Origin of the sequence: Nocardia sp. NPDC004568, from assembly GCF_040609955.1 — a bacterium.
Classification (GTDB): Bacteria; Actinomycetota; Actinomycetes; order Mycobacteriales; family Mycobacteriaceae; genus Nocardia.
This window is the reverse complement of sequence record NZ_JBEXLL010000078.1, coordinates 19743-31308: the sequence shown is the minus strand read 5'-3', so window position 1 is coordinate 31308 and position 11566 is coordinate 19743. Positions and strand designations below refer to the sequence as shown.

The following is an 11566-nucleotide window of genomic DNA, read 5'->3' as shown; positions in this document are numbered from 1 at the left end:
GAAAATCAGAGTCTGCAACGGGCCCAACTCACCCAGCCACTCCAACGCCTCCGTCATCAGCGATACCGGCCTTCAACCCGATCAAACACGGTCAGACCGACACTCCCCGACGGTCCCGGAACCGCCGCACAAAACCAGCCACATACTCCGACGCAGCCACCGCCGTCGACGAACGCTCCACCACACCATCGTCGGCGATATAAAACACCGCCCGATCCAAAGCAATCTCCCCCGCAGACACCGGAGCCCACACCCGCCAACCCACCTCGACCCGCTCCGCGGTCAACCGCGACAACGGGTACCCGGTCGTATCCCAACCCCGACCCAGAATGTAGGCACGAACCGCGCCGACAGCGTTCCGCCTCGACCGGTGTGGTCCTTCGGTGTCTTCCACCGTGCGTGCGAGCGAGGACCGGGACGACGCCCGGTCCGCCGCCGGATACGGTGTGGTCGGTTCCGCGCACCCTGCATCGTCCTCGGTAGAAAGACCCCAAAACGCACGCCGGACCACGTCAGGCGGGCGAACCCCGACGTCGCCGATGGCGTTTCTCGAATCCGGGTGCGTAGCTCGGGACAGCGATCGACGACGAGTGCACCACGACACCGGCATCGGCGACAGGGCAGGTCGCCCGACCGACCGCGATCTCGCCGTGTGAAACCGGCACATAAGCCATCCACCCCACATCGGGCCGATCGGCCTGCATCTGCGACAGCGAATAGCCGGTCATGTCCAGCCCCCGATCCTGTACGTACTCACGTACACGGGCGATGGCATCCGATTCCGCCGTCAATCGCGCACCTTCCTGTGTAATCGCGTTGCCGGACTTGACGATTGTCCGAGCAGGCAGGGGAGTAGATCCATTTTCCACGCTCGCGGATGTCGCGCATACAGGCGAAATCGCCAGCCGTTTATGCATCCGGCCATGCAGATGCCTGGCGGATCTGCACGACACGGCCCGGACCGATGAACAACACTCGTGTGTGGTCCCAGTTGCGCTTGTTGTTCGTCTGGGCCGCAGGACGGTTATATGCCCGGCCGCGCCGCACACGCCTACCATCGTGACCACCCCGACACCGAGCTTCATCTGCTGCGCGGCGGTCATTGGCTGCTCGAAACCGATCTCGACGAAATGGTCGGCCTGATTCGTAGTTTCCTACACCGAGTGCCGTAACGGCCACTGTGGCCGGCGTCCGAACGGGCCGCGAGCTGGACGGACTGCCTGGGAATTGCGGGATGTCCGAGAGCGGCGGTGGCCGGGAGCTGTTCCGATGCTGATGAAGGACCGGGTGGACCTGGCCGGGCGCCATCGACGGTGGCCGGTCGCGCGTCCTCGCTCACCACCGGGACACTGCTTGGCCTACTTGCCTACACCCGATATGCATATTCGGGCATGCATTCGCAATAGTTTTGGTGATAGCGTTCATGTATGGGTTTCGGGGCGGACCCGAAGGTTCGCGGGATCGCCTCGGCGTGGCTCGTTGTCTGTTCGGGGACGTGCCGGGCCGAGGGAGTGTGTGGCCGGGCCGAACCTGTGCCGGACCGGACGGCGTCGCGATGACGGTCACGGTACTGCTCGGTGGTGATGTGATGCTGGGTCGCGGCGTGGACCAGATCCTGCCGCGGCCGGGAGCTCCGGAACTGCGGGAGCCGTGGGTCCGGGATGCCCGGCGCTACGTCGAACTGGCCGAGTGGGCACACGGCGCGGTGCCGCGGCCCTGCGGCTACGACTGGGTGTGGGGTGAGGTGCCGGGTCTGGTGGCCGACCTGGAGCCCGAGGTGCGCCTGATCAACCTGGAAACCGCGATCACCGCGGATGGTTGCTTCGCCCCCGGCAAGGCTATCCACTATCGGATGCAGCCCGGCAATCTGCCGGCGCTCACCGCGTTCGCCCCCGACGTCTGTGCGTTGAGCAACAACCATGCCCTGGATTTCGGTATCGGCGGATTGCTGGACACCCTCGACGCACTGGCCGGCGCGGACATCCTAGCCGTGGGCGCGGGCGCCGACCTGACCGCAGCGCAGCGGCCCGCCGCGGTGCCTCTGCCGGACGGACGCCGGGTCCTGATCGCGTCCGTATCGACCCGGTCCAGTGGTGTACCACCGGATTGGGCGGCTGCCCCCGGCCGGGCCGGTGTCCGGCGCATCGACCATCCCTCGGTGCGGCACGCCGACGAGATCGCGGCGCACCTGGCGGCCCACCGGCGTGACGGTGACCTCACGATCGTCTCGGTCCATTGGGGATCCAACTGGGGATATGGAATCGGTCTGAGCGAGCGGCAGTTCGCGCACCGCCTGATCGATGCCGGTATCGATATCGTGCACGGCCATTCCGCGCACCATCCCCGGCCGATCGAGATCCACCGGGGCAGGCCGATCCTGTACGGATGCGGTGATGTGATCGACGATTACGAGGGGATCGGCGGCCACGAGTCCTACCGGCCCGATCTGCGGCTGCTGTATCTCGTCACGCTCGATCCCGGGGGTTCGGCCATGCTGCGAATGCTGCCTTTGCGGGTCCGTCGCATGCGGCTCGAACGCCCGGGGCGATCGGAGACGCAATGGCTCCGGATTCGGCTCGCCGAGATCAGCCACCACTTCGGCACCCGGGTCGAGATCGGGCCCGACGACCTGCTGACTGCCTGCCCGGCGACGTGACGCTCGAAAGACCGGATGGAACGTGAACGGGGGAGGTCGGTCGTCGAGCGTTGATTTCCACTTCGAGTAGGTCTCGAAGTGGCGGAAGTGGCGTGAAGGCAAGTCGCCGCCCTCGGCCGGGTCGTCGATCAACGCAGCCACGACGTGACCACTGCGGTTGGCGTGACGAGGATGTTGGCGCCGGTTTCGTGCTGGTAGGTCGCCTCGTCGCTCCGGAAGTTCTCCGCTGCGAGTTCACGCGCTTCGTTCGGATTCCGCGCAGCGGATCACGGTGGATAGGCCGTGCGCTGATCACGCCGGGCGGGTGCCGAGCCGTCGGGCCGGGATCAGCTCTGGAGGCCGGTGGATGCGCAAGGGCGGGAGGTTGCCCGCGTAGCGTTCGACCTGGACCAGGCAGCTGTTGGCCGCCGGCCCCTGGGCCAGCGAACTGGTGCCGATATCGCGGGTGACGGTGTTCGGGTTGCCGTGGACGTCCAGCGATTCCGGATCGGCCGGGTCCAGCGGGTCGTACCAGGCGCCGGTGGCCATGTGCACGACGCCGGGCCGGACCGCGTCGGTGAGCCGGAGACCCGCGAGAAGAGCGCCGCGATCGTTGAAGACGCGGACGATATCGCCGTCGCGCAGGGCGCGGGCGGCGGCGTCGGTGGGGTGCATACGCAGGGGTTCGCGGTCGCGGATCTTGGATTCCCGGCTGGTGGCGCCATAGTCGAGCTGGCTGTGCAGGCGGGTGGCGGGCTGGTGGGAGAGCAGGTGTAGCGGGAAGCATTGCGCGCGAGGGCTGCCGAGCCATTCCCGGGCGGGGAACCAGGCGGGGTGACCGGGGCAGTCGGAACAGCCGAAGTCCGCGACGGTGCGGGAGAAGATCTCGATCCGGCCCGACGGTGTGCCGAGCGGATAGCGGTCCGGGTCGTCACGGAAACGTTCGAGCGCGTGGCGGCTTTCGGGAAGCCGAGGGCGCAGGTCGATCGGCGCGCCGGACCGGAATTCGCTGTAGGCGGGGAGGGTGATGTCGGTGGCGGCCGCGTTGTCGGCGGTGGTCTGCCACAGATGTTCCACCCACTGCCGCGCGGTGCGGCCCTCGGTGAAGCGCGCGCCGAAACCCAGCCGGTCGGCGAGGGCGGCGAAGATCGCGTAATCGTCGCGCGCCTCCCGGTAGGGCGGCAGGACCGCGCGCATGGGGGAGATCCAGTGATCGACCCGGGCGGCGGCGAAATCCTCCCGCTCCTGGGCGGCGGTGCAGGGCAGCACGATATCGGCGAGACGCGCGGTGGCGGTCCAGCCGATCTCGTGGACGACGACCGTCCGCGGCCGGGTCCAGGCGCGGCGCAGCCGGTTGAGGTCCTGATGGTGGTGGAACGGATTGCCGCCGGCCCAATAGATGAGGTCGATGGGCGGATAGGTGAGGACGCGGCCGTTGTAGGCGACGGTCTCGCCGGGGCGTTCCAGCATATCGGTGAGCCGCGCCACCGGAACCACGTCGGCGACGGGATTCGGCGGCTGCGGCAGGGCGGCGATCTCGAACGGCAGGTGACGCCGCTGCATCCCGTTGGTCATTCCGCTGCCGGTACCCATGAGAACGCCACCGCCGGGCAGGCCGATATGGCCGAGGGCGGCGGCCAGTGCCCAGGCGGCCCAGTAGGTCTGTTCCCCGTGTTCGGCGCGCTGCAGGGCGTAGGGCAGCCCGATCACGCAGCGTTCCCGGGCCAGCAACCGGGCCAACTCCCGGATCTCGGCGGCGGGTACCTCCGACAGCGCGGCCGCCCATTCCGGGGACTTCGGTTCGCCGTCCGCGCGCCCTGTCACATAGTCGGCGAAACGGTCGAAACCGACGGTGTAGCGGTGCAGGAAGGCCCGGTCGTGCAGATCCTCGGTCAGGAGTGTGTGCACCAGGGCCAGCATGATCGCCACATCGCTACCCGGCCGGCACGGGATCCAGCGGGCGGCGAGCACCGGCTCGAGGTCGTCGCGGACGGGGCCGATATTGATGGTGTCGACACCGGCGGCGCGGAGGGCCGCGAGATGGTCGCGATAGCCGTGGGCACCGAAGCTACCCGGGTTGACCTGCGCGTTCCGGGCCGCGCCGCCGCCGAAGAAGACGATGCGGGCACAGTGTCGCGCGATCTCCGCTGTGGTGGGGGACTGCCGGGCCGCGTGGTAGGCGTTCATCCCGAGCACATGCGGGATGGTGACCTCCGCGGCGGCGAACGAATAGGTGTCCACCGAGGCGGTGTAGCCGCCGAACATGCGGAGGAAGCGGTGGATCTGCCCCTGGGCGTGGTGGAACCGGCCGGCGCTGGCCCACCCGTAGGACCCACCGTAGATCGCGCGGTTGCCCGCGCGTTCCCGGGTGGATCGCAGGGCGCCGGCGGCGATATCCAGCGCCTCGTCCCAGTCGACCTCCACGAACGGTTCGCGGCCCCGGCCCGAGGTGTCGCTGTGCTCGCGGTCCCGGTAGTAGCCCAGCCGGACGGCGGGCCGGGCGATCCGGTGATCGGGGTCGTGCGTGGCAGTGAGTGAGCGGCCGATCGGCGAGGGGTCGGGGTCTGTCCCGGCGGGGGTGACGCGGAGTTCGCCGTCGCCGGTGCGGTCGATCAGGAAGTTGCCCCAGTGTGTCGCGGTCGGGAGCGGCTGCGTCATCGTTGTCCTTCGAGCGGGGGTGTACTGGGTTCTGGGTCATCGATCACCGTACGACCGGGTCGTCGTCCGGAGCCGGTCGTGGGGTGGGAGAGCTGCGGGATCCGGACTCCGAGCGGGCCCGGCCCGGCGAGGCGGGTGACCACCGTGGGGGACCTGTCGGCGGGCCGCCCGGCGATTGCTATCTTGAACGTCGTTCAAGTCATGGTGTGGTGGAGGTTTCCGGTGAGCGGTATCGACGACGAGCGGAAGTCGCGGCCGGGTATCACCGCACGCGATATGGCACAGATCGCGGTGTTCGCCGCGTTGATCGCCGCACTCGGCCTGCCGGGTGCCATCACGGTCGGAATCAGCGGTGTGCCGATCACCGTGCAGACCCTCGGTGTCATCTTGGCCGGGGCGGTGCTGGGACCGCGCAAGGGTACGGCCGCCGTGGCGGTCTTCATCGCCCTGACCGTCATCGGGCTGCCGCTGCTGTCGGGCGGCCGCACCGGGCTGACCGCGCTGGCCGGCCCGAGCGCCGGCTATCTGGTCGGTTGGATCCCGGCGACGCTGTTCATCGGGTTGCTCACGGCCCGGATCGTGCCGAAGTACCCGGTACTGCCCGCGCTGTTGATCAACGCGGCCGGCGGGATCGTGGTGATCTACTTCTTCGGGACCCTCGGACTGCTGCTGCGCACCGATATCACGCTGTGGCCGGCGATCACCTCGAACGGCGTGTATCTGCCCGGCGATCTGCTGAAGGTGGTGGTCGCGACGATGGTGGCCAAAGGCGTGCACCGCGCCTACCCCGGGTTGATCCGTGCCTAGCCCGGAACTCGGCGGTACCGGCGACGCGCCCGCGCTCGATCTCGGCGGACAGCGGTACAGCTACGCCGAACTCGATCGGGCGGTCGACCGCTGGATCGACGGGCACGCGCCGGGCCCGCGTGGATACGACGCGTCCACCCTCCCGGTCGCCGAAGCGCTGATCTGCGTCTGCGCCGCCGCGCGGTGCGGTGTCCCGGTCGCCGTGGAGGACCCTGCCACGCGCCCCCACCGCACCGAATGGCCGGCCGAGGCGTTCCTGCTGGTCGCCACCTCGGGGTCGACCGGGCGGCCGCGGCCGCTGGCCCGCACGGCCGCCTCCTGGTACGACAGTTTTCCGGCCTTCACCGCGCTCACCGGAGTCACCGCCGCCGACCGGGTGCTGCTCACCGGGCCGCTGCACGCGACGATGCATCTGTTCGGGGCCCTGCACGCGCTGTGGTGCGGGGCCTGCGTCACCGACGACCCGCGGCAGGCCACCACCGTGCACGCTGTCCCGGCGGTACTGCGCGAGGTCGTGCGGACCGCGCCCGAACTGCGCACCGCCGTCGTCGCCGGTATCGCGGCCGACCCCGGCGCGCTCGCGGCCGCGCGCCATCTGCGTGTCGTCGAGTACTACGGCTCCTCCGAGGTCTCGCTGGTCGCCGCCCGGCGGGTGCCGGAACCGCTGCGGTTGCTCGACGAGGTGGACGCGGAGATCCGCGACGGGTTGCTCTACGTCCGGTCGCCCTACACGGTGCTCGGAGCGCCCGAATGGTTCGGTGTCGGCGATCTGGCCGTCCTCGGGGACAACCGGGAGATCGCGGTCCGGGGCCGGGGCGAGGCGGTGATCAATGTCGGTGGCACCACCGTCGTCGCCGAGGATGTGGAGCGGGTACTCGGCGGTATCGACGGTGTGGTGGCGGCCGCGGTGATCGGTTCGGAGCACGCGGTGTTCGGCGAAACCGTCACGGCAGCAGTGCAATTAAACGGTATCGCGATCGAGGAGGTGCGGCGGCGGGCGCGCGGGCTGTTGAGCCGGGAAGCGGTGCCACGGCGCTGGGTGCGGGTCGGTGAACTCCCCACCACGACCGCCGGGAAGGTCGCCCGCGGCCGATTGAAAGACTTGCTGGCGTGAGTGCTGTTCCTGTTCTGGTCGCCGCCCGGCGCACCCCGATCGGCACGGCCGGGCACGCGTTCGCCGGACTGACCGTGACCGATCTGGCGGCCCCGGTCCTGCGGGCCGTGGCCGGGGAGTTGCGCGCGGCCGGGGTGGACGACGAGATCGACGATGTGGTGCTGGGCAACTGTCTGGGCCCCGGCGGGGACCCGGCCCGGGTCGCGGCGCTGCGCGCCGGACTCGGGACGCAGGTACCCGGCGTCACCGTCGACCGGCAGTGCGGTTCCGGGCTGGACGCGGTGATGCAGGCCGCGCTGCGGGTGCGCAGCGGCGCGGACGGGTTGATCCTCGCCGGCGGTGTCGAATCGGCGAGTACCGCGCCGTGGCGGTTCTGGCCGCCGGAGCCGGAACGGGAACCGGTGCGCTATACCCGCGCGCCCTTCGCGCCCGAGGGTTTTCCGGACCCGGATATGGGCGTCGCCGCCGACGATCTCGCCCGCCGCCGCGGTATCGGCCGGGAGCGGCAGGACGACTATGCCGCTCGCTCCCATGCCCGCGCCGCCGCCACCGATTTCGGCGCGGAGCTGGTGTCCGTCGCCGGGGTGAGCCGGGACCAGCGCATCCGGCCGGGGATGACCGCGCAGCGGCTGTCCCGGTTGCGGCCCAGCTTCGGCGCCGGTGGCACGGCGACCGCGGGCAACTCCTGCGGGATCTCCGACGGTGCCGCCGTGCTGGCCGTGACGAATGAGACGCGTGCGGCCGGGTTGCCCGCCCTGCGGATTCTCGGTTCGGCGGTGAGTGGTTCGGATCCCGCGCTGCCCGGGCTGGGGCCGGTACCGGCGATCCACAAGGTGTTGCGCCGCACCGGCCACTCGGTGTCCGATCTCGGCATCGTGGAGATCACCGAGGCCTTCGCCTCGGTGGTGCTGGCCGTGGCCGACGAACTGGGCCTGGACGAAACGATTCTCTGCCCGGAAGGGGGCGCGATCGCCATGGGCCATCCCTGGGGCGCCTCGGGCGCGGTCCTGCTGGTGCGGCTGGCGAGCCAGATGCTCCGGCCGGACGGGCCCGCCCTGGGACTGGCGGCCTGTGCCATCGGCGGCGGTCAGGGAATCGCCGTACTCGTGGAGAAGATGCGATGAGCGAGATCGTCTTCGACGCGGTGAGTCACCGCTACGGTGAGCGCCGGGTCCTGCGCGAGGTGGATCTGCGGATCACCGAGCGGCGGGTCGGCATCATCGGCGCCAACGGATCCGGGAAATCGACACTGGCCCGGATGATCAACGGTCTGCTGGCCCCGACCTCGGGCACCGTGACCGTGGACGGTCTCGACGCCGTGAAGAAGGGTGCGCGGGTCCGGCGCAAGGTGGGGTTCGTGTTCACCGACCCCGATTCCCAGATCGTCATGCCGACGGTCGCCGAGGATCTGGCGTTCTCGCTGCGGCGCACCGGCCTGAGCAGAGCCGAGATCGCCGGGCGGGTGGCCGAGATGCTGGACCGTTTCGGTCTCGCGGCGCACGCCGAACATCCGTCCCATCTGCTCTCCGGCGGGCAGAAGCAGTTGCTGGCACTGGGCGCCGTCCTCATCCGGCGCCCGGAGGTGATCGTGGCCGACGAGCCGACCACCCTGCTGGATCTGCGCAACGCGCGTGCCGTGGCCGCGGCGCTCGATTCGGTGGACCAGCAGGTGATCGTGGTGACCCATCAGCTCGGCCTGCTGGACAGTTTCGAACGGGTGATCGTCGTCGACGAGGGCGCCGTGGTCTTCGACGGCACTCCCGCCGCGGCCGTCCCCGCCTACCGGGAGTTGATCGAGTGATCGGGCTGTATCTTCCCGGCCGCTCGCTGCTGCACCGGATGCCCGCCGGTGTGAAACTGCTGTCGCTGCTCGTGATCATCGTGGCGGCGACCGTTCTCGTACGGACCCCCGCGCAGGCCGGGGTTGTCGCGCTCGCCGTCGCCGCGCTGTTCGCGCTCGCCCGGATCCCGTGGCGGGTGGCGCTGGCCCAGCTACGGCCGGTGGTGTGGATGCTGGCGCTCATCGCGGTGGTCCAGGTCCTGACGACCTCGCCCGCGCGCGCCACCGTGGTGTGCGGGCTGCTGCTGATCTCGGTCGCGCTCGCCGCGCTGGTGACCCTGACGACCCGGGTCACCGAGATGCTGGACGCCGTCACCCGGGGACTCCGCCCACTGCGCCGTCTCGGTGTCGACCCCGACCGTATCGGCCTGCTGCTGGCCTTGGCGATCCGCTGTGTGCCGCTGCTGGCCGAGATAGTCCGCGAGGTGGCCGACGCGCGGCGCGCGCGGGGACTGCAGTGGTCGGTGACCGCCCTGGCCACTCCGGTGCTGGTCCGGGCGCTGCGCACCGCCGACGCGATGGGTGACGCGCTGGCCGCCCGCGGAGTCGACGATGACTGAGCTGCTGGCCGAGCGGATCGCGCGGCAGGCCTCCCGGAATCCGGGGGCGACCGCCGTCGTCGCCGCCCGCGAACAGGCCACCTACGGCGATTTCCTGGAGCGGGTCACCCGGACCGCCGCGGGCCTGACCGGCGCGCACCGGGTGGCGGTCCTGCCCACGTCCGATATCGGCTCCCTGGTCACCGTGGCGGCGGCGATGTACGCCGGGGTCGGTGTGGTGCTGCTGCACCGTCATCTGCTGCCGCGGCAGCTGGACCGGGTCCTGACGCTGTCCCGTCCCGCGCAGGTGTGCGCCGCCGCCGGCCGGCACCGGCTGCTGCGCCGGCTGGGCTGGACGGGCCCGATCCGCACCGCGGCGGAACTGGAATCGGATGGGCCCCGCGGGCGCGCGGAACCCGGAAGCGAACTACTGGTGGGAATCACGTCGGGCACCACCGGTGAACCCAAACTGTTCGTCCGGGACCAGCGATCGTGGGCGGCGACCCTGGACCGTTCCGATATGACCTTCGATATCGCGGCCGGAGACCGGGTCGCGACGCCGGGCGTACTGGATCACACGCATTTCCTCTACGGCGCGCTGCACGCGCTGACCCGCGGCGCGACGGTCGACCTGCGACCGGTCACCGCGGCGCTGGCCGATGAGCCCACCCACCTGTACTCGGTACCCGCCATCGCCTGGGACGTGGTCCGTTCGGGGTGGGGACCGGTCGCCGGCGTGCGTGAGGTGCTCTCCTCGGCGGCGCGCTGGCCGCGGCCGGGTCGCGCGGCCTTGCGGGAGGTGCTGCCGAATGCCGCGCTCACCCATTTCTACGGGGCCTCGGAACTGAGCTTCGTCTCGTTCGATCGCGGCCTGGGCGAGATCGACGACAGTGCGGCGGGGGAGCTGTTCGACGGAGTCGAGGTGGAGATCCGCGACGGTCTCGTTCATGTGCGCAGCGATATGGTCTTCAGCGGCTACCTGTCCGAGGACGGTGTGGTGGACGGTCCGGTCGACGGCTGGTTCTCGGTCGGCGATCGAGGAGCGCTGGCGGGGAACAGGCTACGGCTTTTCGGTCGCGACGGCGAAATGCTCATCCGGGGCGGCCTGAACGTGGAACCGGCGGCCGTCGAGGCCGCGCTGACGGCGATCCCCGGGGTCAGCGAGGCCGCCTGCGTCGGACTCTCCGACGCGCGCTGGGGTCAGGTGCCGGTGGCCGCGGTCGTGGTCACCGGCGACGCGCCCGGCCCCGAGGAGATCCGGCGGCGGCTGCGGGCGGTGCTGCCGGCCCCGAGCATGCCGGATCGGATCCGGGTGGTGGATCGGCTGCCGCGAACGCCCCGGGGCAAAGTCGACCGCGCCGCGCTCATCGCGCTGTTCGGCTGACACCGCGACGGTGCCCGCGCCGCGGTGGGTGCGGCATCCACCCGGGAGCGCGGCGGAGCCGCCCAGGGTCGCGACCGGGCCGGCCCCGACGCCGGAGCCCCCCGGGTCGCGGCCACGGCGCTTCGGCCGGGTGAGCGCGGGGTAAATATTGTGTTTCCCCTGGTCAGCGTGCGATCCTGTCCGATATGGTCGGCCCTGTCCGGTACCGGGTCGCAGGCGTCGGCGGTCGGTCACCGGATGGTGGCTTCGGGACGCCGCACTTCCCCGGTCCAATGACACGTATCGATTGGGTAGCGATTGTCATTTTCGTTTCGCTACCTCTAGTGCGGAGTTTGGTTAGTTCTTTACTATATGTGGAGCCGGACTGTGGCATCTCACCCCGACGGGACGCCACGGACCCGGTGGTGAGGGTGCCTCGGAAGAGTTCGCCCGCTCGCCGCTCACAAACTTCGATCAGCTGTCCCGCACGGGTTTTCATCGGTATTCTGGTAGCCGACCTGCTCGTTCGATGTGGTTACGAGGGCGACCTCGCCGCGACTCGGTCTTCGTGGCGGCGAAGTCACCGCCCCCGCGAGACATTCTTAAGCTT

At 70.2% G+C, this 11566-nt stretch carries 9 protein-coding genes; 7 read left to right on the top strand and 2 right to left on the bottom strand.

Going from position 1 to position 11566, the window contains the following annotated elements:
• Positions 1-512 precede the first annotated feature (512 nt).
• Positions 513-917 (bottom strand): hypothetical protein, encoded by a 405-nt coding sequence (locus tag ABZV91_RS27080; protein ID WP_355247366.1) that lies wholly within the window; start codon positions 915-917, stop codon positions 513-515.
• A gap of 638 nt (positions 918-1555) precedes the next feature.
• On the opposite strand from ABZV91_RS27080, the gene ABZV91_RS27075 reads away from it, so the two are divergent.
• Positions 1556-2656: a CapA family protein gene (locus ABZV91_RS27075; RefSeq protein WP_355247363.1), complete on the top strand. Its 1101-nt coding sequence runs from the start codon at positions 1556-1558 to the stop codon at positions 2654-2656.
• A gap of 291 nt (positions 2657-2947) precedes the next feature.
• Here the strand turns inward: ABZV91_RS27075 and ABZV91_RS27070 are convergent, their stop codons facing one another.
• Positions 2948-5293: a molybdopterin-dependent oxidoreductase gene (locus ABZV91_RS27070; protein ID WP_355247360.1), complete on the bottom strand. Its 2346-nt coding sequence runs from the start codon at positions 5291-5293 to the stop codon at positions 2948-2950.
• A 222-nt stretch (positions 5294-5515) separates the two neighbouring features.
• On the opposite strand from ABZV91_RS27070, the gene ABZV91_RS27065 reads away from it, so the two are divergent.
• From ABZV91_RS27065 to ABZV91_RS27040, 6 genes are read left to right on the top strand one after another with little or no spacing between them, the layout of a single operon-like run.
• Positions 5516-6100 (top strand): biotin transporter BioY, encoded by a 585-nt coding sequence (locus ABZV91_RS27065; protein ID WP_355247356.1) that lies wholly within the window; start codon positions 5516-5518, stop codon positions 6098-6100.
• Positions 6093-7214: an AMP-binding protein gene (locus ABZV91_RS27060; protein WP_355247353.1), complete on the top strand. Its 1122-nt coding sequence runs from the start codon at positions 6093-6095 to the stop codon at positions 7212-7214. The genes ABZV91_RS27065 and ABZV91_RS27060 overlap by 8 nt, the downstream gene beginning before the upstream one ends.
• Positions 7211-8338 (top strand): thiolase family protein, encoded by a 1128-nt coding sequence (locus ABZV91_RS27055; RefSeq protein ID WP_355247350.1) that lies wholly within the window; start codon positions 7211-7213, stop codon positions 8336-8338. Before ABZV91_RS27060 ends, ABZV91_RS27055 begins: the two co-directional genes overlap by 4 nt.
• Positions 8335-9015, top strand: coding sequence for an ABC transporter ATP-binding protein (locus ABZV91_RS27050; RefSeq protein WP_355247347.1), 681 nt, complete (start codon positions 8335-8337; stop codon positions 9013-9015). The genes ABZV91_RS27055 and ABZV91_RS27050 overlap by 4 nt, the downstream gene beginning before the upstream one ends.
• On the top strand, positions 9012-9614 hold the full coding sequence (locus ABZV91_RS27045) for an energy-coupling factor transporter transmembrane protein EcfT (RefSeq protein WP_355247344.1): 603 nt from the start codon (positions 9012-9014) through the stop codon (positions 9612-9614). The genes ABZV91_RS27050 and ABZV91_RS27045 overlap by 4 nt, the downstream gene beginning before the upstream one ends.
• Positions 9607-10977 carry an AMP-binding protein gene (locus tag ABZV91_RS27040; protein WP_355247341.1) on the top strand — a complete coding sequence of 457 codons (1371 nt, stop codon included), beginning with the start codon at positions 9607-9609 and terminating at the stop codon, positions 10975-10977. Before ABZV91_RS27045 ends, ABZV91_RS27040 begins: the two co-directional genes overlap by 8 nt.
• Positions 10978-11566: the final 589 nt, after the last annotated feature.